This is a genomic window from Phyllobacterium pellucidum, from assembly GCF_013327855.1.
Lineage (GTDB): Bacteria > Pseudomonadota > Alphaproteobacteria > Rhizobiales > Rhizobiaceae > Phyllobacterium > Phyllobacterium pellucidum.
This window is the reverse complement of the sequence record NZ_JABUMX010000001.1, coordinates 213,713-234,941: the sequence shown is the minus strand read 5'-3', so window position 1 is coordinate 234,941 and position 21,229 is coordinate 213,713. Positions and strand designations below refer to the sequence as shown.

20 protein-coding genes are annotated in these 21,229 nt (G+C 58.6%); 11 read left to right on the top strand and 9 right to left on the bottom strand.

Going from position 1 to position 21,229, the window contains the following annotated elements; all coding sequences use genetic code 11:
- Positions 1-20: 20 nt before the first annotated feature.
- From HQ945_RS01115 to HQ945_RS01105, 3 genes are read left to right on the top strand one after another with little or no spacing between them, the layout of a single operon-like run.
- A complete protein-coding gene (locus HQ945_RS01115; protein ID WP_113280097.1) occupies positions 21-1,694 on the top strand; it encodes a ribonuclease J in 1,674 nt (557 codons plus the stop codon).
- A 10-nt stretch (positions 1,695-1,704) separates the two neighbouring features.
- Positions 1,705-2,109 (top strand): methylmalonyl-CoA epimerase, encoded by a 405-nt coding sequence (gene mce / locus HQ945_RS01110; protein WP_174207584.1) that lies wholly within the window; start codon positions 1,705-1,707, stop codon positions 2,107-2,109.
- Positions 2,109-2,378, top strand: a complete 270-nt coding sequence (locus tag HQ945_RS01105) for a DUF1467 family protein (RefSeq protein ID WP_091922555.1) — start codon at positions 2,109-2,111, stop codon at positions 2,376-2,378. The genes mce and HQ945_RS01105 overlap by 1 nt, the downstream gene beginning before the upstream one ends.
- An 18-nt stretch (positions 2,379-2,396) precedes the next feature.
- On the opposite strand, the gene HQ945_RS01100 is transcribed toward HQ945_RS01105, so the two are convergent.
- Positions 2,397-2,543 carry a hypothetical protein gene (locus tag HQ945_RS01100; protein ID WP_027232486.1) on the bottom strand — a complete coding sequence of 49 codons (147 nt, stop codon included), beginning with the start codon at positions 2,541-2,543 and terminating at the stop codon, positions 2,397-2,399.
- Between the two features lie 59 nt (positions 2,544-2,602).
- Positions 2,603-2,740, bottom strand: coding sequence for a hypothetical protein (locus HQ945_RS01095; protein ID WP_172982594.1), 138 nt, complete (start codon positions 2,738-2,740; stop codon positions 2,603-2,605).
- Between the two features lie 821 nt (positions 2,741-3,561).
- Between HQ945_RS01095 and proS the strand changes: the two genes are divergently transcribed.
- From proS to dnaE, 4 genes are all read left to right on the top strand, one after another.
- Positions 3,562-4,893 carry a proline--tRNA ligase gene (proS, locus tag HQ945_RS01090; RefSeq protein WP_174207583.1) on the top strand — a complete coding sequence of 444 codons (1,332 nt, stop codon included), beginning with the start codon at positions 3,562-3,564 and terminating at the stop codon, positions 4,891-4,893.
- Complete coding sequence (locus HQ945_RS01085; protein ID WP_091922558.1) at positions 4,886-6,166, top strand: lipoprotein-releasing ABC transporter permease subunit; 1,281 nt, start codon at positions 4,886-4,888, stop codon at positions 6,164-6,166. The genes proS and HQ945_RS01085 overlap by 8 nt, the downstream gene beginning before the upstream one ends.
- Positions 6,167-6,850 (top strand): ABC transporter ATP-binding protein, encoded by a 684-nt coding sequence (locus HQ945_RS01080; RefSeq protein WP_027232490.1) that lies wholly within the window; start codon positions 6,167-6,169, stop codon positions 6,848-6,850. It begins immediately after the preceding gene.
- 455 nt (positions 6,851-7,305) lie between these two features.
- The gene (gene dnaE, locus HQ945_RS01075) at positions 7,306-10,800 is read left to right on the top strand and encodes a DNA polymerase III subunit alpha (RefSeq protein WP_113280094.1); all 3,495 of its coding nucleotides are present in this window, start codon (positions 7,306-7,308) and stop codon (positions 10,798-10,800) included.
- A gap of 6 nt (positions 10,801-10,806) precedes the next feature.
- Here the strand turns inward: dnaE and HQ945_RS01070 are convergent, their stop codons facing one another.
- Positions 10,807-12,123, bottom strand: coding sequence for a DNA polymerase IV (locus HQ945_RS01070; protein ID WP_113280093.1), 1,317 nt, complete (start codon positions 12,121-12,123; stop codon positions 10,807-10,809).
- 83 nt (positions 12,124-12,206) lie between these two features.
- On the bottom strand, positions 12,207-12,494 hold the full coding sequence (locus tag HQ945_RS01065) for a DUF3572 domain-containing protein (RefSeq protein WP_113280202.1): 288 nt from the start codon (positions 12,492-12,494) through the stop codon (positions 12,207-12,209).
- A 270-nt stretch (positions 12,495-12,764) separates the two neighbouring features.
- On the opposite strand from HQ945_RS01065, the gene HQ945_RS01060 reads away from it, so the two are divergent.
- Both HQ945_RS01060 and HQ945_RS01055 read left to right on the top strand, forming a co-directional pair.
- Positions 12,765-13,136: a response regulator gene (locus HQ945_RS01060; protein WP_008122893.1), complete on the top strand. Its 372-nt coding sequence runs from the start codon at positions 12,765-12,767 to the stop codon at positions 13,134-13,136.
- A gap of 23 nt (positions 13,137-13,159) precedes the next feature.
- The gene (locus HQ945_RS01055; protein ID WP_027232494.1) at positions 13,160-14,536 is read left to right on the top strand and encodes a PleD family two-component system response regulator; all 1,377 of its coding nucleotides are present in this window, start codon (positions 13,160-13,162) and stop codon (positions 14,534-14,536) included.
- Between the two features lie 85 nt (positions 14,537-14,621).
- Here the strand turns inward: HQ945_RS01055 and rpmG are convergent, their stop codons facing one another.
- Positions 14,622-14,789, bottom strand: a complete 168-nt coding sequence (rpmG, locus tag HQ945_RS01050) for a 50S ribosomal protein L33 (RefSeq protein ID WP_008122896.1) — start codon at positions 14,787-14,789, stop codon at positions 14,622-14,624.
- A 376-nt stretch (positions 14,790-15,165) separates the two neighbouring features.
- Between rpmG and HQ945_RS01045 the strand changes: the two genes are divergently transcribed.
- Both HQ945_RS01045 and HQ945_RS01040 read left to right on the top strand, forming a co-directional pair.
- On the top strand, positions 15,166-15,573 hold the full coding sequence (locus HQ945_RS01045; RefSeq protein WP_113280091.1) for a lysozyme inhibitor LprI family protein: 408 nt from the start codon (positions 15,166-15,168) through the stop codon (positions 15,571-15,573).
- A gap of 154 nt (positions 15,574-15,727) precedes the next feature.
- Positions 15,728-16,510 carry a DUF899 domain-containing protein gene (locus HQ945_RS01040; RefSeq protein WP_207719697.1) on the top strand — a complete coding sequence of 261 codons (783 nt, stop codon included), beginning with the start codon at positions 15,728-15,730 and terminating at the stop codon, positions 16,508-16,510.
- 30 nt (positions 16,511-16,540) lie between these two features.
- Here the strand turns inward: HQ945_RS01040 and HQ945_RS01035 are convergent, their stop codons facing one another.
- Genes HQ945_RS01035 through rnr form a run of 4 tightly spaced genes read right to left on the bottom strand, consistent with a single transcriptional unit; the run spans position 16,541 to position 21,223 of the window.
- Positions 16,541-17,716 (bottom strand): MFS transporter, encoded by a 1,176-nt coding sequence (locus HQ945_RS01035; protein WP_091949291.1) that lies wholly within the window; start codon positions 17,714-17,716, stop codon positions 16,541-16,543.
- A 3-nt stretch (positions 17,717-17,719) separates the two neighbouring features.
- Complete coding sequence (locus HQ945_RS01030) at positions 17,720-18,463, bottom strand: NUDIX hydrolase (RefSeq protein WP_091949294.1); 744 nt, start codon at positions 18,461-18,463, stop codon at positions 17,720-17,722.
- Positions 18,464-18,467: 4 nt separating this feature from the next.
- On the bottom strand, positions 18,468-18,902 hold the full coding sequence (locus HQ945_RS01025; protein WP_113280090.1) for a DUF983 domain-containing protein: 435 nt from the start codon (positions 18,900-18,902) through the stop codon (positions 18,468-18,470).
- A complete protein-coding gene (gene rnr, locus HQ945_RS01020; protein WP_113280089.1) occupies positions 18,899-21,223 on the bottom strand; it encodes a ribonuclease R in 2,325 nt (774 codons plus the stop codon). The genes HQ945_RS01025 and rnr overlap by 4 nt, the downstream gene beginning before the upstream one ends.
- Between the last annotated feature and the right edge of the window lie 6 nt (positions 21,224-21,229).

Sequence of the window (21,229 nt, the reverse complement as noted above, 5' to 3'; positions counted from 1 at the left end):
TTCGGCTATTAGGAGTGTAGATGGCGAATTCCGATCAAGCTGAGCTTGTTTTCCTTCCACTCGGCGGTGTCGGTGAGATCGGAATGAACTTGGCCATGTACGGCTACGGCCCGGCGCATAAGCGCGAATGGGTGGTGGTGGATATGGGCGTCAGCTTTGCCGGCCCCGAACTTCCCGGCGCCGATCTCATTCTGCCCGACATCCGGTTCCTGCAGGCTGAACGCCAGAACCTCAAGGGCATCGTCATCACCCACGCCCATGAAGATCACTACGGGGCGTTGCTCGATCTGTGGCCGCTGCTCAATGTTCCGGTTTACGGTACTCCCTTCACGGCCGGACTGCTCGAGGCCAAGCGTCATGCGGAGCCCGGCGCGCCCGACATTCCGGTAACGATCTATCGCGCCGGCGAGACATTCAATGTCGGCCCATTCGAGTTCGAGGCGCTGGCGGTCACCCATTCGATCCCCGAGCCGGTATCGCTCGCGATCAGGACGCCGCTTGGCACGATCATCCACACTGGCGACTGGAAGATGGACCCGGAGCCATCAATGGGGCCGCTGATCAATGAAGCGCGCTTCCGCGCCATCGGCGATGAAGGCGTTCTCGCAATGATGTGCGATTCGACGAATGCGCTGCGCGAAGGCGAATCGCCTTCCGAGCGCGAGGTGGGTGAGAGCCTGCGCAATATTATCGAGAACGCGCGCGGCCGCGTCGCCATCACGACCTTTTCGTCGAATGTCGGCCGTATCCGCTCGATCGCCTTGGCCGCACGCGACGCGGGAAGGCAGGTTCTGGTGCTCGGCCGTTCGATGAAGCGCATGATCGATGTCGCCAGTGAGCTCGGATATCTCGACGATGTCCCCGAATTCCTGTCGGAAGACGATTACGGCTTCATTCCGCGCGAGAACATGGTGATTATCCTTACCGGCAGCCAAGGCGAACCGCGCGCCGCGCTCGCCAAGCTCGCCCGTGATGAAATGCGCAGCGTCGCGCTTTCGGCCGGCGATCTGGTGATCTATTCGTCCCGCACGATCCCCGGCAATGAAAAGCCGATCATCGAGACCAAGAACCTTTTGATAGAACAGGGCATCCAGATCATTTCGGATGACGACCAGCTTGTGCATGTGTCTGGGCATCCTCGTCGCAACGAGTTGCGGCGGATGTATGAGTGGGTGCGTCCGCGCATCCTCGTGCCGGTGCATGGCGAGGCGGCGCATCTCGTCGCCCAAGGTTCACTCGCTGCCATGGCCGGCATCCCGGAAGTTCCCCAGGTGCGCAATGGCGACATCTTGAGGCTCGCGCCGGGCAGGGCCGAGATCATCGACAAGGCGCCGTTCGGCCGACTGGTCAAAGATGGCAAGCTCATTGGCGACGAAGAAGAGGTGGGTATCGTCGAACGCCGTAAGCTCGCCTATGTCGGGCATGTTGCGGTGTCTATGCTGCTCGACGACAACTACAACATCATTGAAGATCCGGAGATCGTGCCCGTGGGGCTGCCGGAAAGCGACGATGAGGGCGAACTGCTCGAGGACTTGCTGTACGATGCGGCAGTAAGCGCCGTACAAAGCATTCCCCGTGAAAAGCGCAGGGATCTGGCGATGGTTCGCGAAGCAGTGCGCCGCGCCGTGCGGGCAGCAACAAACGAGGTCTGGGGCAAGAAGCCGGTGGTTACCGTCTTCGTGACCCGCCCATAGGACAATCCTTATGCTGGGCCGTCTCAACCATATCGCTATTGCGGTGCCTGATCTGGCAGCAGCGTCGGCGACCTATCGCAACACGCTGGGCACCAGGCCAACCGCGCCGCAGGTGCTCCCCGAACACGGCGTGACGGTGGTCTTCATCGATGTCGGCAACACGAAGATTGAACTGCTGGAGCCACTCGGGGCTGATTCGCCGATCGCTGCCTTCCTGGCCAAAAATCCCTCCGGAGGCATGCATCACGTCTGCTACGAAGTGGCCAATATCATTGCCGCCCGCGATCATTTAAAAAGTGAGGGCGCCCGTATACTTGGCGATGGAGAGCCGAAGATCGGCGCGCATGGCAAACCTGTTCTCTTCCTCCACCCGAAGGATTTCAACGGGACATTGATCGAACTGGAGCAAGAATAATGCCCATCGCGACGGCCATGGCAGTCTATTTCATCCTCTGGTGGCTGACATTGTTCACCATGCTCCCGATCGGCCTGCGCACGCAAGGCGACGAGGATGACGTAACGCTGGGTACGCCAGCCAGCGCCCCGCACAAGCATCGCATGGGCAGGGTCTTTCTTCTGACGACGATCATTTCGGCGGTTCTATTCGCAACCTTCTACGTCGTGAACCAGGAATACGGCTTTGGCGTCGATAGTTTCCCGGTCTGGTTCCCGCAGGCAAAATAGAAATTCACTCTATCAACTTCAGTTTTGCTGGATAGAAACGCCACTTTCGCCGATTTTGAGCTCGACGGCAGGCTTGGTCTCTTCGCGATAAATGTAGATTCCCAATCCGATTACGGCAACGAGAAGTGCTCCGACGATCAGGTAAAGGCCATTGCGATTATTCAAGATCATTTCCTTTAATTGTGATGGAGAGACTAACTAGAGAAGTGAGAGGGCTTTGAATATTAGCCGTTGGTCTGATCCAGCGCGTGCGGCGCCGGTGTTCCGGGTTCATTGCTTCCTCTTAGGGGAAAGACTGCCAGCAGGCCGGCAAGAATGAGTAATGTCAGAAGCGCTGCAATGAACAGGGTCTGCAAGTTCATAACGGTCTCCAGTTTGACCTATCAACCAGCGCGACGGCGAAAAGTTCCGCGATGAGCCCGCCTTTTGCGCTTCTTCAGGATTGTTCCCGAGGAAAAGAATATTGATTCGCCGGCCCTGTCGCCTGAAAATCCTGTCTCGCACCGATCTCCGGGAACGGTCGATAAACGTAAACTGGCTAAGAACTTTGATTGGGCGTCGCGCGATCTGGCAAACAGCTGCATCTCGAAATTGAATCGGCCGAAGAGGTAGGCTAACAGAGCCGAAATGCAGCAACAAAAAGCGGCTGCTTAGAATTCGATTTCAGAACAGCAAGCAAGTACTTGAATTTGCGCTTAAGGACAAAAAAAATGCAAGGCTTTCACCTTGCATTTTAAGATCGCGTCCGACCTGATCCACTTGCGTGGCGGCTGCGTGTTATCGCGCCACAGGTCACATCCTCCCAAGACTTTGACCGCGTAGGAAAGCAGAATTTTTCTTACTTTCTCCTTATGCCGAAAAAAATAGCGGACTGCCTGCGAAATGTCACGAAAAATATTCGTTGCCATCACATTTTGCTTACATTTCCAGCAGGATCATGAATCTTCGATAAATCAGTAGCTTCTTCGCTCCTGCTTACGGGTTTCCAATCAGATGCGAAGCAGTTAAGTAAACTTTGCTGCTGGCTTGTCTTCTTTCGAACTACGAGAAACGCAGCGTGATTTTGACGGGTGCATATTCCCTCCCAGAAATCGAACACGATTTATGGTGTTATGCGCTACCTTGCACTTGGTTTTGCCTGATTCTTAAAGCACTCAGGCTGTATTCAATTTGGTGATCTTCAATGCGGCTTTCCCGGTACTTTTTGCCCATCCTCAAAGAAAACCCCAAGGAGGCGGAAATCGTCTCCCACCGGCTCATGTTGCGCGCCGGGCTGATTCGCCAGGAGTCGGCCGGCATCTACGCATGGCTGCCGGCGGGTTTGAGAATTCTCAACAAGGTGAGCAATATCATCCGCGAGGAGCAGAACAGGTCCGGAGCTATCGAGCTCCTGATGCCGACCCTTCAATCGGCCGATCTGTGGCGTGAAAGCGGTCGCTATGACGCCTATGGCGACGAGATGCTGCGGATCAAGGATCGCGGCGAACGCGATATGCTGTACGGGCCGACAAATGAGGAAATGATCACAGAGATCTTCCGCGCCTATGTGAAGTCTTACAAGGACTTGCCGCTCAATCTTTATCACATCCAGTGGAAATTCCGCGACGAGCGCCGTCCGCGTTTCGGCGTCATGCGCTCGCGCGAGTTTCTGATGAAAGACGCCTATTCGTTCGACCTTAACTTCGAGGCAGCGAAGGCCGCGTATAACCGCATGTTCGTCGCCTATTTGCGCACGTTCTCGCGCCTCGGTATCCAGGTCATACCCATGCGTGCCGATACGGGTCCCATCGGCGGTGAACTCAGCCACGAATTCATTATCCTTGCCGATACCGGCGAAAGTCAGGTCTTTTGTGACCGGGCTTATCTCGACCTGCCTGTACCGGGTTCCGATACGAATTTCGACAATGACGATGAAATCGCCGATATCGTAAAGCGCTGGACGACGCCCTATGCGGCGACCGACGAGATGCATGATGAGGCCGCCTGGGCCAAGGTCGGAGCCTCCGACCAGTTGGCCGCTCGCGGCATCGAGGTCGGTCACATCTTCCACTTCGGCACGAAATACTCCGAACCGATGGGAGCCAAGGTCAGCGGCCCCGATGGAAAGGATCATCTCGTATCGATGGGTTCCTATGGGATCGGCCCTTCGCGCGTCGTCGCTGCCATCATTGAAGCCTCGCACGACGAGAACGGCATCATCTGGCCGAAATCCGTAGCGCCGTTTGGCGCCGGCATCGTCAACATGAAGCCGGGCGACGCAGCTTGCGACGCGGTTTCTGCCAAGATTTACGAAGCTCTGACCAATGCCGGGCTCGATCCGCTGCTTGACGATACGGACGACCGTCCTGGCGCCAAGTTTGCGACCATGGACCTGATCGGTCTGCCGACGCAGATTATCGTCGGCCCGCGCGGCGTCGCTGCTGGCGAAGTCGAACTCAAGGATCGCGCAACGGGCGCCCGCGAGACGCTCAGCGTCGAATCGGCGATCAACAAGCTTGCAGGACCCCATGACTGAACAGACTGCGATGACCGGTTCCAAGCCGTTCTCCGCCTATGAGCGGATGATCGCCTGGCGTTATCTTCGGGCGCGGCGCAAGGAAACCTTCATTTCGGTGATTGCCGGGTTTTCGTTCACCGGGATAATGCTGGGCGTTGCGACGCTCATCATTGTCATGGCCGTGATGAACGGTTTTCGCAGCGAACTGCTGACCCGCATCCTTGGTATCAACGGCCATCTGATCATGCAGCCGATCGACCGGCCGCTCGATGATTACGATGCGGTAATCAAGCGTGTTGACGGCGTCTCCGGCGTATCCTTCGCCATACCCGTTGTCGAGGGCCAGGTGCTTGCAAAGGGCACTGTCGGCGCAGGCACAGGCGCTCTGGTGCGCGGCTTGCGCGAGGAAGACATTGCCAAGCTCAAGCTCGTTGCGACGAATGTGCGGCAGGGGACCTTCGAAGGGTTCAACACGGCAGGCGGCGTCGCGATTGGCACGCGCATGGCCGAGAATCTCGGCCTCGGCCTCGGTGACCGCCTCACATTGATTTCTCCCGATGGCGATGTGACCCCGCTCGGCATGGCACCGCGCGTCAAATCCTATCCGGTCACCGCCATCTTCGAGATCGGCATGTCGGAATATGATGCTTCGATCGTCATTATGCCGCTCGAGGAAGCGCAGCTCTATTTCAACCAGGAAGGCAAGGTTCAGTCGCTCGAAATCTTCGCTGACAATCCCGACAATATCGATGCGCTGAAGAAGCCGGTCGAGGATGCTGCGCAGCGGGCGCTGATGCTCACCGACTGGCGTCAACGCAACCAGACCTTCTTCTCCGCGCTTCAAGTCGAGCGCAACGTAATGTTCATGATCCTGACGCTGATCGTGCTCGTCGCAGCACTCAACATCATCTCCGGCCTGATCATGCTGGTGAAGGACAAGGGGCATGACATCGCCATTCTCAGAACGATGGGAGCGACGCGTAATTCGATCCTGCGCATCTTCCTGATGACCGGCGCCGCCATCGGTGTGACCGGCACGCTCGCAGGCGTCGTGCTTGGCGTGGTCGTTTGCCTTAACGTGGAGCGGATTCGGGAATTCTTCTCCTGGCTGTCCGGAACAACCCTGTTCAATCCGGAACTCTATTTTCTCAGCACGCTTCCGGCCAAGATGGACTTCAACGAGACGTTTTCGGTCATCCTCATGGCGCTGGTTCTATCATTCCTTGCAACCCTTTTTCCCGCCTGGCGCGCAGCCAAGCTCGATCCAGTTGAAGCCCTGAGGTACGAATAGATGGCAGCCGGTCCCATTCTTCAACTGACGGGCGTCGGCCGTCGGTACAATGAGATCGACCGCGAATTGGTGATCCTCAACGACGCAAATTTCGCGCTGGGCAAGGGCGAGATGGTGGCCCTTGTCGCACCGTCGGGCGCCGGCAAGTCGACCCTGCTTCATACGGCCGGACTTCTGGAGCGGCCCGACAGCGGCGATGTGATTCTTTCCGGAAGGTCGTGCGGCACGCTTTCTGATGAAGAACGTACCGCAATCCGCCGCAACGACATTGGCTTCGTCTACCAGTTTCATCATCTCCTGCCGGAGTTTTCCGCACTTGAAAACGTGATGATGCCGCAGATGATTCGCGGTATGAAGCCAGGGATAGCGGCTGAGCGGGCGCAGCAGCTCCTCGATTACATGAAGGTCGGGGCGAGGGCTTCGCACCGGCCGAGCGAACTTTCGGGCGGCGAGCAGCAGCGTGTGGCGATCGCACGTGCGGTCGCTAACGCGCCGCTGGTGCTCCTGGCTGACGAGCCTACCGGCAATCTCGATCCTGTTACCTCGTCCTATGTGTTTGAAGCTCTGGAGGCGCTCGTTCGCCAATCCGGGCTTTCGGCGATGATCGCGACACACAATTTCGATCTCGCCCGCCGCATGGACCGGCGCGTGACCCTGAAGGACGGCAAGATCACCGATCTTTGATCCCCCGGGGATTTTGGAGCCTGACCGTCACGTCCGAAATGAAGCGTGCGGTCAGATAATTCTGTTCAAATACGCTTCGCTGCGGACATCGTTCACCTTCTCTTAAGATTTTGCAAACCATAGCGCCAAACCGCGCTTTGGTTCGCTTGACTTTGGAACAAAAATAGAACAAAACATATACATAGAGACAACGAAGAAGGGTTTTACCGATGAGCGAACTTTTCCAGGACGTCATGTCATTCGTTACTGTCAGCCTGTTCATTGCTACTTTCGCCATGTGGGTCAGCGTTATCTGAAAATCTGAGATCGCGCGGCAGAGCTTCAGCCCGCGCGATCTTGCTCTATCCACTGTTGCGGTCGGGCAAGAACCCCAATACGGGTGGACACCGTGTGGCGCTTGTTCGACTATGCCTCAGCGGTGAATCAGTTCTCCGTTCAATATCCGGAGACGACAATTGGCAGACGGGCAGGGCAATAGCGGCGGCAAGGCAAACGCGCAGGCGCTGCGATTCGTCCACCTGAGGGTACACTCCGCCTATTCGCTGCTCGAAGGCGCATTGCAGGTTCCCAAGGTCATCGATCTTGCGGTTGCCAGCAAGTTTCCGGCGCTGGCAATCACCGATACGAACAACCTCTTCGGCGCACTCGAGTTTGCGCAGAAGGGTTCGAAAGCAGGATTGCAGCCTATCATCGGTTGCCAGCTCGACATTGCTTTCCACGACCAGGCCGAAGAAAGCCGCAGCGCCAATCGGCGCGAGGCGCTTGGTCTTGCCCCGTTCGTACTGATCGCTGCCACCGAGGCGGGCTATGCCAATCTCGTTCGCCTCGTGAGCCGTGCCTACCTTGATTCACCTGCTGGCGATCCAATTCACATCGCGGCGGACTGGCTTCCCGGCAGAACCGACGGCATCATTGCCTTGACGGGTGGACCGGAGGGGCCGATCGCCAAAGCGATCAAGGACGACCGCAGTGACCGGGCCCGCCAGCGCCTGAGCCTGTTGCGGTCGCAGTTCGGGGATAGGCTCTACGTCGAATTACAGCGACATGCGGGGTACGATCGTGCTCTGGAGGCAGCGCAGGTCGAACTGGCCTACGAGATGGAGTTGCCGCTTGTAGCGACGAACGATGTGTTCTTTTCAAATAGCGAAGACTACGAGGCGCACGATGCGCTGCTTGCCATTGCCTCGGGTTCGCTCCTTTCCATCGACGACCGGCGCCGACTCACGTCGGACCACTATCTGAAAAGCGAAGCGGAGATGGTGGCGCTCTTCGCCGATCTGCCGGAGGCAATCGAAAACAGTGTCGAGATAGCGCTGCGTTGTTCCTATTATCCCAAGAATCGCGCTCCGATCCTGCCGCGCTTTACCGGCGAAAGCGATGATCCCGATGCGGCCCTCCAGGCGGAGGCCGATGAGCTCGCCCGGCAGGCGCGGGAAGGGCTTGCCCAGCGTATCCAACAACAGGGCCTGGCTGAGGGCCATACGCCCGAGCAATATGCAGAACGGCTCGAGTACGAGATCTCGATCATCACCCGGATGAAATATCCGGGCTACTTTCTCATCGTTTCTGACTTCATCAAATGGGCAAAGGCCCATGACATTCCGGTCGGGCCGGGTCGCGGCTCGGGTGCGGGTTCGCTCGTCGCCTATGCGCTGACGATCACCGACGTCGATCCGTTGCGCTTTTCGCTTCTGTTCGAGCGCTTTCTCAATCCCGATCGCGTGTCGATGCCGGACTTTGACATCGATTTCTGCCAGGAGAGGCGCGATGAAGTCATCCGCTATGTCCAGGGCAAGTATGGCCGCGATCAGGTGGCGCAGATCATCACGTTCGGAACCCTGCAGGCCCGGGCCGTGCTGCGCGATGTCGGGCGCGTTCTAGAAATGCCCTATGGCCAGGTCGACCGCTTGACCAAGATGGTTCCGGCCAATCCCGCCAATCCGGTTACGCTGTCGAAAGCCATCGAGGATGAGCCGCGTCTTCGCGAGGAGCGCGACAAGGAGCCGGTGGTCGAGCGTCTGCTCGATATTTCGCTAAAGCTCGAAGGCCTTTATCGCCACGCCTCTACTCACGCAGCCGGCATCGTCATCGGCGACCGGCCGCTGTCGGAACTCGTGCCGATGTACCGCGATCCGCGTTCGGACATGCCGGTCACCCAGTTCAACATGAAGATGGTGGAAGAAGCGGGGCTCGTGAAATTCGACTTCCTCGGCCTTAAGACCCTGACCGTGCTGCAAACCGCGGTCAACCTCGTCAAGCGGCGCGGAATCGCGGTCGACCTTTCCAATCTGCCGCTTGAAGACAAACTGACCTACGAGATGCTCTCGCGCGGCGAGACGATCGGCGTGTTCCAGGTGGAAAGTACCGGCATGCGCAAGGCGCTGATCGGTATGCGGCCGGACCGGATCGAAGATATCATCGCGCTTGTCGCGCTCTATCGCCCGGGTCCGATGGAGAATATCCCGACCTATAACGCCCGCAAGAACGGCGACGAAGAGATGGCGTCGATCCATCCGAAGATCGACCATCTCGTCAAGGAAACGCAGGGCGTCATCATCTACCAGGAACAGGTGATGCAGATTGCGCAGGAGATGTCCGGCTATACGCTGGGCGAAGCCGATCTTTTGCGCCGCGCCATGGGCAAGAAGATTCGCGCTGAAATGGACATGCAGCGCGTGCGCTTCGTCGATGGCGCCGTCGAGCGCGGCGTGACCAAGCCGCAGGCCAATTTCATCTTCGATCTTCTCGCGAAATTTGCCGATTACGGCTTCAACAAGTCGCATGCGGCGGCCTATGCGATCGTGTCGTTCCAGACCGCCTATATGAAGGCGCATTATCCGGTCGAATTCCTCGCCGCGTCGATGACCTACGATATGTCGAATACCGACAAGCTCAACGACTTCCGGCGAGAAGCTGTTCGGCTGGGTATCGAAGTGGTGACGCCCTCGGTCAACACATCCTATCGCCTGTTCGAAGTCGGCGAGAACCGGATCTATTATTCGCTCGCGGCCATCAAGGGCGTCGGCGAGGCGGCCGTCGATCATATCGTCGAAAAGCGTGGCGCCACACCCTATGCCAGCCTCGAGGATTTCTGCGAGCGCATCGACCCGCGCGTCGTCAACCGACGCGTTTTCGAAAGTCTGATCAATGCCGGCGCCTTCGATTGTTTCGGCCGCGAGCGCCCCGCGATGATCGCCGGCCTCGACCGCATCATCGGCCATGCGCAGCGCACCCAGGAAGACAGCCTGAGCGGACAGGCGGATATTTTCGGCGGCATGGCCTCGGGCGCGCAAACGCTGCAACTGCCTGCGGCAGCGCCCTGGCTTTCGGCGGAAAAACTGCGGCGCGAATACGAGGCGGCAGGGTTCTACCTTTCTGCCCACCCCCTCGACGAATACAGGCCTATCCTCGAAAAGCTGCGCGTGCAGACCTGGCTCGAGTTTCAGGCGGCGGTCAAGCGCGGCGCCAATGCGGGGCGGCTGGCGGGCACGATCACTGCCAAGCAGGAGCGCAAGACGAAGACCGGCAACAAGATGGGAATCATCCAGTTCTCGGATTCCTCCGGCCAGTTTGAAGCCGTACTCTTTTCCGAAGCGCTGTCGCAATATCGAGATTTGCTCGAGCCCGGCAAGTCGGTCGTGGTGACTGTCGGTGCGGAGGACCGTCCGGAAGGGATCAGCCTGCGCATCCAGACCGCGCAGTCGCTGGAAGATGAGGCAACGCGCATGCAGAAGGCGTTGCGGCTTTACATGCGCTCCAGCGCGCCGCTGACCTCGATTGCGCCTTATCTTGCGCCGCAGAATGACGGCCAGGTCGTCAGTCTCGTACTGATCAAGGAAAACGGCGCGACTGAAGTCGAGATCGAGCTTCCCAATCGCTACCGGGTCGGACCGCAGGTTGCGAGCGCCATGAAGGCCATTCCGGGCATCGTCGAAGTCGAGATGGGGTAGGGTCGCTCACTCCAGTTCCTCGGGCGAAGCCTTGGGCGGTGTCCTGATCTTGCCGAACGTATAGCCGGTTTCGACGGCATTGTTGCCGAACTTGCCCCGTAGTTTGTCGATGGCGCCCTCGGCCACGGCGCGCTTCGTAGCTTGCACGTCGACCAGATCCTTCGGGTCGGCTCGTCCGTCATCGCTGAGATCGCTCACGCCTATGCCGATTAGGCGAAATCTCGTACCATCGATTTCTTTTTCAAGGAGCGAGCAGCCGGTGCGAAAGATGCGATCGGCAAGCTGCGTCGGATCAGCGAGCTGGCGATTGCGGGTGCGCAACTTGAAGTCGCGTGTCTTGAGCTTGAGCACGACCGTGCGACCCGCAATGTCGGCCGCTTTCAAACGGCGCGAGACTTTTTCAGATAGCGAGCGCAGGATCGCTACAAGTTCGTCCCTGGTTCCAATGTCTTCGTTGAAGGTCGTTTCCGCCGACACGCTTTTGCTCTCACCATTCGGCTCGACGCGCCGAGTGTCGAGGCCGCGCGAGAGCCGGAAGAGCCGTTGGCCCATCGTGCCGTATGCCGCCATGAGCGGGCCGAGCTCCATGGTCTGCAACTGGCCGATCATGCGGATGCCATCCTTCTCCAGTGTCGCGGCGAAGGCCTTGCCGACGCCCCAGATCATCGTCACCGGCTTGTCGGCAAGAAAGTCCTTCGCTTCGGCCTCGCCGATGATCGAGAACCCGCGCGGCTTGTCGAAGTCGGAAGCGATCTTTGCGAGGAACTTGCAGTAGGAGAGGCCGACGGAGACAGAGAGCCCGATTTCCCGCTCCACGCGGTTTGAAAACTTCGCCATCACCCGCGCCGGCGGATCGTGATGCAGCCGTTCTGTGCCCGCCAGATCGAGAAACGCTTCGTCGATCGACAGCGGCTCCACCATCGGTGTCAGATCGCGCATCATCTGGCGTATCTCTCGGCCGACGCGGACGTATTTCTCCATATCGGGTGGAATAACGACCGCGTTCGGGCAGGCCTCCAGTGCCTTGAACATTGGCATTGCCGACTTCACGCCATGGATGCGCGCAACATAGCAAGCTGTTGAAACGACGCCACGTTTGCCTCCGCCGATAATGACGGGCTTGTCGCGAAGCTCAGGATTGTCGCGCTTTTCAACCGCGGCATAAAAAGCATCGCAATCAACATGGGCGATGCTCAGCCTGCACAGCTCTGGATGACGCAGCAGGCGCGGGCTGCCGCAAACGTGGCAGCGGCGGCCTTCCGCGCGTTGGGCGGCCATACAGTCACGGCAAAAGCCATATCGCGGATCGTTGAGGGAGGCCATGATGCTCGGAACATAAAAGGAACATCGCCAGCTTACCGAAGCGGCTGAGTCCGCGCAATATCGCGCTGGCGATTATGAACCGCTTACATCTCCTGGGTCCGTCCACCGGGAAGCAGACGCAGCGCCGCCTGAAAGGTCGCCGGGTCGGTTCCGTTCGTCTCGCAGAATTTCATCAGGGTGGGCTCGTGACCAAGATAGAATTGCAAAACGCCGGCGAGAAAGCCCGGCTCGTCTGCCGCGGTGCGGATTTGGTCGGCGTTGATCCCGGTCAGCGCGAGGAAGCGGGAAAGCAGCTCGCTGTCTTGCGCCAGAAACACCAGGGCGTCGATCGCGAATTGCTGCGCGTCGTCAAGAGAGAGCTGATTTTTCATCTGGGTACGTTCCTCAATGTCGCACATCGCGGTCGATTTTTCTGCTGCACCCGCAACCACATGCGGTTGAATATGAGCAAAAGAAGTTGTTGAATAAATCCTTGGTTAAACATGATCGACAGCATATCTGAATTGGTGTGCGGAGTTACCTTTTCATCAATCATCCGCCGATATCAAATGTATCCTTGGAGCGGAGTTGCTGCTGATCTTTGTCTCATGGAATTCGGCAGGTGGCATGCGCCTTCGAGCATGGTCAACAGGAATTTGCCAATGGTCAAGAAAGTCATGATCGTCGAGGATAATGAGCTGAACATGAAGCTCTTTCGCGATCTCATCGAAGCCAGCGGCTATGAAACCATCCGTACGCGCAACGGTCTGGAAGCGCTCGATCTTGCGCGCGAGCATCGGCCCGATCTCATCCTCATGGACATACAGCTGCCGGAAGTTTCCGGGTTAGAAGTCACCAAATGGCTCAAGGCCGACGACGATCTCCACGTCATCCCAATTATCGCTGTCACCGCCTTCGCCATGAAGGGGGATGAAGAGCGCATCCGGCAGGGCGGTTGCGAAGCATATATCTCAAAACCGATCTCGGTGCCGAAGTTCATCGAAACCATAAAATCTTATCTTGGCGACGCGTAACCGTCAGTTCGGAGTAGTGAAATATGACGGCCCGCATTCTTGTTGTTGACGATGTACCCGCAAATGTGAAGCTGCTGGAAGCGCGGCTGACGGCGGAATACTACGAAGTCGTGACCGCTACCGACGGCTATGCGGCGATCGATATTTGCGAGACCAGCAACGTCGACGTCATCCTGCTCGATATCATGATGCCCGGCATGGACGGCTTCGAAGTTTGCCGCAGGCTGAAATCGAGTCCAGCGACTGCCCACATTCCGATCGTGCTGGTCACCGCGCTCGACGGCGAGAAGGATCGTATCACCGGCCTCGACCTCGGCGCGGATGATTTTCTGACGAAACCGGTGAACGACCTGCAACTCCTCGCGCGGGTGAAAAGCCTGGTAAGGCTGAAGAACCTGACTGACGAACTGCGGCTTCGGGTGGCGACGACGCGCGATGTCGGGCTAGAATCGATTCTGCGCTTCCCGGGCAAGGACGGTGGCAATAAGAAAGCGCGCGTACTGCTCATCGACGAGCGGCTGGAAAGCGCCGAGCGCATCCAGTCGATCCTTGGGGTAACCGCGGTCGTTGATGTCCAGATTGACCCGCAGACCGGCTTCTTCGATGCGATACAGGGCAACTATGATTGCTTGGTCATATCGTCCAATCTGTCCGATTTCGATCCGCTGCGCATTTGTGCCCAGCTGCGTTCGCTCGACAATACGCGCTCGCTGCCGATTATCCTTATCGCCAGACCGGGGGAGGAGACCTTGATCCGCCGCGCCCTGGAGCTTGGCGTCAATGACTATGTAATGCGTCCGCTGCATCCCAACGAACTTTTGGCGCGGCTGCGGACGCAGTTGCGGCGCAAGGCCTATCATGACGGTCTTCGCGCGAGCGTCGTCAAGACCTACGAAATGGCGGTGACCGATAGCCTGACTGGCTTGCACAACAGGCTTTATCTTGAAACGCATCTGGCAACGCTGTTCAAGCGCGCGGTGGAGCGGCGTCGGCCGCTGTCGGTGCTCATGACCGATATCGACCGCTTCAAGCTGATCAACGACACGCACGGCCATGATGGCGGCGATGAGGTGTTGCGCGAGTTCGCCAAGCGCCTGCGCCGCAATGTTCGCGGCAGCGATCTTGCCAGCCGTTACGGCGGCGAGGAGTTCTTTATCGTCATGCCGGACACGGATACGTCAATTGCCGCTGTTGTCGCCGAGCGTATCCGGCGCGAAGTCGCCTCCACACCGTTTCCAGTCAACAAGAATGCGATCAGCGTGCCCGTGACGATCAGTGTCGGCATCGCCAGCGTGCTGCCGACCGGTGACAGCGTGTCAGCGCTCCTCAAGCGCGCCGACGACGCGCTTTACGATGCCAAGGCCGCCGGCCGCAACCGTGTTGTCTCAGCCGCCGCCTAGTACGCCTCTATCCGAACAAGAACACCCAGTTGCAAACAAAAATGCCGCCCTGGGGCGGCATTTTGATGATCTGGATGACCCAAGATTACTTGATCTTGGTTTCCTTGAATTCAACGTGCTTGCGCGCAACCGGGTCGTACTTGCGGAAGGACATCTTCTCCGTCTTCGTACGGCTGTTCTTGCTCGTGACGTAGAAGAAACCGGTGTCAGCGGTCGACAGAAGCTTGATCTTGATATTCGCAGCCTTAGCCATTTCAGTTTACCTGTTCTGATTGTTGAGGACCGCTATTCAAATCCAGCAGCGTGGCTATAAGCGGAAATTCGGCCGGACACTTAACCGAATGGCGCCGAAAGTCAAGCCCACTCGATAGGCTCACGGCATACTTCCTCCAAATCGACCCGACACGCGCGGTTGTCGTCATCATCGGTAAGCTCCCGCTGTTCGAGTATGTGCTCGAACGCATAGGTGTGCCGCGTGGCAGCTTTTCAAATGACGAAATGGCGAAATTCTATTAAAGCTAGCTGCCGGACACACGCTGACGTTGAAACTGGCAATTGCATCTGGCTCGGGCGCGATTCGCGGGTTCTAATCCTCCCATCTGACTATCGTTTAGCGGAGAATTTCACCAATGAAAGTTTCACCTCTGACTGTCGCCATGATTTTTGCGATACCCGGTCTCGGCTCGGCACAGAGCAATTGCGGCGATCTGACCAATCAGACGGAAATGAACGTGTGCGCCGGGAAAGCTTATGCAAAATCCGACGCCGAATTGAACAAGCTCTACAAGGAGATCGAGGCGCGGCTCAAAGACGACACGGATACGACAAAGCTTCTCGTTTCAGCGCAGAAGGCATGGGTGGCCTTCCGCGATGCCGAATGCAATTTCTCGAGTTCACGCGTATCTGCCGGTACCGTGTATCCCTTTGTCTCCAGCTCCTGCCTCGACGGCATGACACAAATGCGCATCGAGAACCTGAAGGGCTATCTCAAATGTACGGACGGCGATCTGGATTGTCCGGTGCCGGCGGCAAACTGACGGGGTTGGGGGCGGGGTAAACGTGGCTGAAACGCAATGCCGTCACCTTTGTTACTCGCGCACTACTAGTCTCCGGTGCCAGACTGGCTCATGACCGCATCGATTGCCGCGCGAAATAGGCGCGGCATTGCCAGGATCAGGAGGAATTAACATCATGGCTTCATTTATCAAAGGCGGCAGCGCCAGCGGCACGACCGGAATGCATACGCCGTCAGTCGTATCGCCCCAGGAGTGGGAAACGGCGCGTGAAAAGCTGCTCGTCAAGGAGAAGGATCACACAAGAGCACGCGACGCCCTTGCTGCCGAGCGCCGACGCATGCCGTGGATGTCAGTCGACAAGGAATATGCTTTCGAAGGACCTGAGGGCAAGGTCAGCCTGCGCGACCTGTTCGATGGCCGCCGGCAGCTGATCGTCTATCGCGCCTTTTTCGAACCCGGCGTCTTTGGCTGGCCGGAACATGCCTGCCGAGGCTGCTCGATGGTGGCCGACCAGGTGGCGCACGTTGCCCACCTCAATGCTCGCGACACGACGCTTGTTTTCGTCTCGCGCGCGCCCCAGGCGGATATCGCACGCCTGAAGGCGCGGATGGGCTGGGAGATGATACCCTGGGTCACGGTCACCGACGGGTTCGATGCGGATTTCGGCGTCGACGAATGGCACGGGACGAACGTCTTTTACCGTGACGGCGATCGTATCTTCCGTACATATTTCATCAACAATCGCGGCGACGAGCAGATGGGGGGTACCTGGAACTACCTCGACATCACGCCGCTTGGCCGGCAGGAAGTCTGGGAGGATTCGCCCAAAGGCTATCCGCAGACACCCACCTACAAATGGTGGAACTGGCACGACGCCTATGTGCCGAATGCCGCGCCCGACAAGAAATGGGTCGAAGTCTCGGATGCAGGCGAGGCGGCGTTCCGCAACAAGGAATGAAGCGGTAGATACATAACTGGTCGCCGGGTTTCAGTCCCGGCGAGCCAGAAGCCTCGATCCGACGAGAAGCGCGTAGAAGGCAAAGAACACGGCGAGGGTGATCGAAAAGCCTTTGGGCCCGAGGACATCCATGCCGGCGCCAACCGCCTGCGGTCCGACCAGCATGCCGACCGCATAGCAGAAAACGAACGCTGCATTGGCGGAGGCGAGTTCACGGCCGGTCAGTTGCGATCCGAGATGCGCGAGCCCGACCGTGTAGAGGCCGGCAACCACGCCGCCCCAGACGAAAAGCAGGGCGGCGACGATATACCAGTTGCTCGAAATGAACGGCAGAATGCACATGCCGGCAAGCCCGATCAGGGCGCAACCAAGCAGGATCTTGCGGCGATCGTTGACGTGATCGCTGAGAAGGCCGATGGGAATTTGCAAAAGAACGTTGCCGAGCCCGATCGTCGTAAGCAGCAGGGCAGCATTGGCTTCGCTATAGCCTATGCGCGAGCCAAACACAGGGAAGAGGGCGAAGCCGCCCGTTTCGACCGCGCCGAACACGAAGACCGCTGCCGTTGCAGTCGGGACCGCCCAGATGAATGGCGCAAAGGGCACATGTTCTTCTTCCTTGAAGTCCGGGCTGTCGTTCCATGCGAGAAGCACGGGCAGTATCGCGAACAGAATGATGCCGAAGCCGACCGCGAAAGGCATGATTCCCGTGCTCCCGATGCGCGAAAACAGCCAGGGGCCAAGCGCAAATCCCATCGAAAGTACGGTGGCATAGATGCCGAGTACCAGACCGCGCTTCTCGGGCGGGGCTGCCGCATTGATCCAGTATTCGGACAGGATGAACAGCATCGTCAAGGCGAAGTGCAGGAAGACACGCAGCACCATCCACATCCAGAAGTCGGTGAAGAAATGAAATCCGACAAAGGAGAAGGCGCCGATAAGAAGCATTCCGATCAGGGTTGGTACGACACCGAGTCGGGCTGCAATCGGAGCTGCGAAAGGCGCGGCGACGATGGACGCAATGCCGGCGACGGCCGCATTCAGGCCGATCATGGTTGCCGAATGACCGCGACTTTCCAGAATGACGCTGAGGAGCGGAATACCGAGACCAATGGCAACGCCAACGGCGCTGATGGTAGCTATCGCGGCGACGAGTGCGCGCCAGTGGGTCTGAACCTTCACCTGTTCAGCCGTCTGCATTGAATCCATGAATCAAAAGACCTCTCGGACGAATCGTCCATATTTCATGCGGTATTGAATAAGGGCATTGCCGGGCGTCAGTGACGGATTCTCGCCGAGGAGAGTCTCCGCCTCCTTGATGATCAACCGGGTAATTTCGGGAATGTCGAGTTGCCTTGCCTGCGCGAAGGGAAGCCAGCAAAGCTCCTCGAGTTCCTGAGACGGACCGGTCGGCTCGGGGAGCGTATCGGCGACGGCGTCGCGAAAAGCAAGGAAGAATCGCGTATCGAACCGGCGCGAGCCGCCGGGGGGCGTGGTTGCCCTCGCAAAATATCGAAGGAGGGACAGGTCCGGTATGATCCGGCGCTCCGAGAAGGCCGCCCAGTCCGGATGCTTGATCAAAGAACGATCGTCATGCCGGCGCCCGAGGAGAAGACCGGCCTCTTCATAGGTCTCGCGGATCGCTGCAAGGGCCAGAGCCCTGCAGCGCTGGAGGCTGGGCCTGCTGCCCATGCCGCCGAGAAGCTTCGCCTGATCGGCCTCCGCAAGTTCCGAAAACGCAGATACCCGCCCATCGAACACTTCGGTGCGGCCGCCGGGAAACACGAATTTTCCTGGCATGAAGACGTGGCGCATGTGGCGCTTGCCCATGAGTATCCGCAGCTCTGGACCGGAACGGTCGACGAGCAATAGCGAGGCAGCATCGCGGGGCCTTATGCGCGCCGCTCGCCGCTTGTCGGCGACCGCGGCTTCGTGGTTCTGGCCGTTCACCGCCATGAGCTCACTGGTCCGATGGTTCCAGATCGTCGGTCTCGCCGCCGAAGCCATGCATGTAATTTGCCCACTGAAGGCCGATGATCGCACCCTTGATCGGCTGAAGCAGGGCAATCGACATGATGATGGTTAAGGGCACCCAGATCGCGAGGTGCACCCAGTTGGACAGGATAAAGAGGGTTTCGACTGCGAGGAATCCGCCGAGGACGACGTGTCCGACAATCGTGATGGTGATGTAGGCGGGAAAGTCGTCGGCGCGTTGGTGGGTAAAGTCTTCGCCGCACACCGAGCAATTGTCGACGGACTTGACGAACGCACGGAAGAGCTTGCCTTCGCCGCAATTGGGGCAGCGGCAACGAAAGCCCCGCCACATTGCCTGTCCCACGGGACGAGCGGGCCGCGTCTCGCCAGTGCCTGCGCCAAACGTCTGTATTGTCGTCATCCTCTGCCTCTTCGCCCTCCGCGCGAGACGGTGGATGGGCGCTTCTGGTTTCCGCGCACGAAGCGCTTTGCCTTGTGATGCGAGCGTACCCCGCTTGGTACGGGGTGAGGCTCGGAGAGCATTTCGAACCGCAATGCGCCCGCTACGGGCAATGCTTCTACCAGCCGGACTTCGACGACATCGCCAAGTCTGAAGCCTTTTCCGCTTCGCTCGCCAGAGAGGGCATGGTTGGTTTCGTCATAAAGATAGTAATCATCACCCAAAGTTGAAATGGGAATAAAGCCGTCGGCGCCATATGTCGCAAGCGAAACGAAGAGCCCCGACTTGGTTACGCCCTGCACGCGGCCCTCGAAACTCGCGCCGACCTTGTCGGCAAGATAGTGCGCGATGAGGCGATCCACCGTGTCGCGCTCGGCGGCCATGGCGCGCCGCTCCGCCGTCGATATAAGCGCGGCAATTTCCGCAAGATCGGCTTCTTCCTTCGGCGTGATGCCGTCCGAACCAAGACCGAGCGCCGCGATCAGCGCCCGGTGCACGATCAAATCGGCATAGCGGCGGATCGGGGAGGTGAAGTGGGCATAACGATGCAGATTGAGACCGAAATGCCCAATGTTCTCAGGATTGTATTCGGCCTGCGACTGGGATCTGAGCACTACCTGATTGACCAGTTCCTGGCTTTCGCTGCCTTCCACCCGTTTCAATATGTTGTTGAACTGGTTCGGGCGCAGCTCCGCACCGCGCGCCAGAGAAATATCGAGCGTGCGCAGAAATTCCCGCAGCGTCTCCTGCTTTGCCAGCGACGGCGCATCATGGATGCGGAAAATTAGCGGCTGCTTCTTGCGCTCGAGTGTTTCCGCGGCGGCCACGTTGGCCTGGATCATGAATTCTTCAATGAGCTTGTGCGCGTCGAGCCGCGGGGGCACGACGACCTTGTCGACCTTCCCCTCCGGCGTCAGCAGAATCTTCTTTTCCGGAAGGTCGAGTTCGAGCGGCTCGCGTGCATCCCGGCCGCGCTTCAGGACGCCGTAAGCGTCCCAAAGTGGTCGCAGGATGGTGTCGAGGATGGGCTGCGTCTTTTCATCCGGTGAACCGTCTATCGCGGCCTGGGCCTGCGGATAGGCAAGCCGCGCATGCGAGCGCATCATGATGCGGTGGAAACTGTGCGATACCTTCTTGCCTTGCGCGCTGAAAATCATACGGGCGGCGAGGCCAGGGCGATCGACCAGTTCCTTGAGCGAGCAAAGATCATTTGAGATGCGCTCGGGCAGCATGGGCACGACCCGGTCGGGGAAATAGACTGAGTTGCCGCGCTTCAGCGCTTCGCGGTCGAGTGCAGAGTCCGGCGTCACATAGGCGGCGACGTCGGCTATCGCGACGGTAACGATATAGCCACCGGGGTTCTTCTCGTCGGTGTCAGGCTCGGCATAGACCGCATCGTCGTGGTCCTTGGCGTCGGCCGGGTCGATCGTCACCAGTGGAACCGCGCGCCAGTCCTCGCGATGCTCCATAGTCGCGGGCTTTGACTTCTCTGCTTCGGCGATGACGCTGTCTGGAAATACGTGCGGTATCTCGTGCTCGTGGATCGCTATCATCGACAGCGCTTTTTCACTGGCCACTGACCCGATGACTTGCGTGATCCGGCCCAATGCGAGCCCATACCGACTGACCTTCAAGACCTCGACTTCAACAAGATCGTTCGGCTTGGCATTGTTGAGCTGCGCGGGATCGATGGACAGCTCTACCTGGCGACGCTCGACGGGCTCGAGCCGCCATTCGCCATTGTCGAGCTTGCGCAGGACGCCGAGCACTGCATCCTTGCGATGTTCGATCCGCTTGATGACGCGCGCCGTATAGGCATGGCCCGACGCATCGGCGCCATGAAAGATACGCGCAAGTACCCGATCACCGACGCCAGGGACAGGACCTTTCTGGTTCCGCGAGGCGCGAATGAAGACAACCGGCGGACGATCATTATGATTGGGGTCCCATTCCGCGGGCCTGGCAATGAGTCCGCCGTCGCTTTCCCGCCCGGTGATATCCAGAACGGCCACGTTGGGAAGGCTGCCGGGGAGAGCGAGACGCTTGGCACGCTTTTCGACGAGGCCGTCGTCAGCAAGATCGCGGAGAATGTCCTTCAGGACAATCCGCGCCTCGCCCTTGAGGTTGAATGCCTTGGCAATATCGCGCTTGCCGGCAAGGTCCGGATTTTCTTTGATAAAGGCAAGAATCTCATCCCGGCTCGGCAAGAAGGATTCGCGCTTGCCTTCTGCGGAACTGGCAGGCCGCTTTTTTCCGCTGGGTGGAGAGATACGGCGTGCCAATTCAGC

Coding starts and splice junctions, on each gene's coding strand:
- HQ945_RS01045 (WP_113280091.1), top strand. CDS start 15,166: ATGAAAGTTTCACCTCTGACTGTCGCCATGATTTTTGCGATACCCGGT.
- HQ945_RS01060 (WP_008122893.1), top strand. CDS start 12,765: ATGGTCAAGAAAGTCATGATCGTCGAGGATAATGAGCTGAACATGAAG.
- HQ945_RS01025 (WP_113280090.1), bottom strand. CDS start 18,902: ATGACGACAATACAGACGTTTGGCGCAGGCACTGGCGAGACGCGGCCC.
- HQ945_RS01105 (WP_091922555.1), top strand. CDS start 2,109: ATGCCCATCGCGACGGCCATGGCAGTCTATTTCATCCTCTGGTGGCTG.
- HQ945_RS01070 (WP_113280093.1), bottom strand. CDS start 12,123: ATGGCCTCCCTCAACGATCCGCGATATGGCTTTTGCCGTGACTGTATG.
- HQ945_RS01115 (WP_113280097.1), top strand. CDS start 21: ATGGCGAATTCCGATCAAGCTGAGCTTGTTTTCCTTCCACTCGGCGGT.
- HQ945_RS01030 (WP_091949294.1), bottom strand. CDS start 18,463: ATGGCGGTGAACGGCCAGAACCACGAAGCCGCGGTCGCCGACAAGCGG.
- HQ945_RS01095 (WP_172982594.1), bottom strand. CDS start 2,740: ATGAACTTGCAGACCCTGTTCATTGCAGCGCTTCTGACATTACTCATT.
- HQ945_RS01035 (WP_091949291.1), bottom strand. CDS start 17,716: ATGGATTCAATGCAGACGGCTGAACAGGTGAAGGTTCAGACCCACTGG.
- HQ945_RS01065 (WP_113280202.1), bottom strand. CDS start 12,494: ATGAAAAATCAGCTCTCTCTTGACGACGCGCAGCAATTCGCGATCGAC.
- rpmG (WP_008122896.1), bottom strand. CDS start 14,789: ATGGCTAAGGCTGCGAATATCAAGATCAAGCTTCTGTCGACCGCTGAC.
- HQ945_RS01085 (WP_091922558.1), top strand. CDS start 4,886: ATGACTGAACAGACTGCGATGACCGGTTCCAAGCCGTTCTCCGCCTAT.
- HQ945_RS01040 (WP_207719697.1), top strand. CDS start 15,728: ATGGCTTCATTTATCAAAGGCGGCAGCGCCAGCGGCACGACCGGAATG.
- proS (WP_174207583.1), top strand. CDS start 3,562: ATGCGGCTTTCCCGGTACTTTTTGCCCATCCTCAAAGAAAACCCCAAG.
- mce (WP_174207584.1), top strand. CDS start 1,705: ATGCTGGGCCGTCTCAACCATATCGCTATTGCGGTGCCTGATCTGGCA.
- HQ945_RS01080 (WP_027232490.1), top strand. CDS start 6,167: ATGGCAGCCGGTCCCATTCTTCAACTGACGGGCGTCGGCCGTCGGTAC.
- HQ945_RS01055 (WP_027232494.1), top strand. CDS start 13,160: ATGACGGCCCGCATTCTTGTTGTTGACGATGTACCCGCAAATGTGAAG.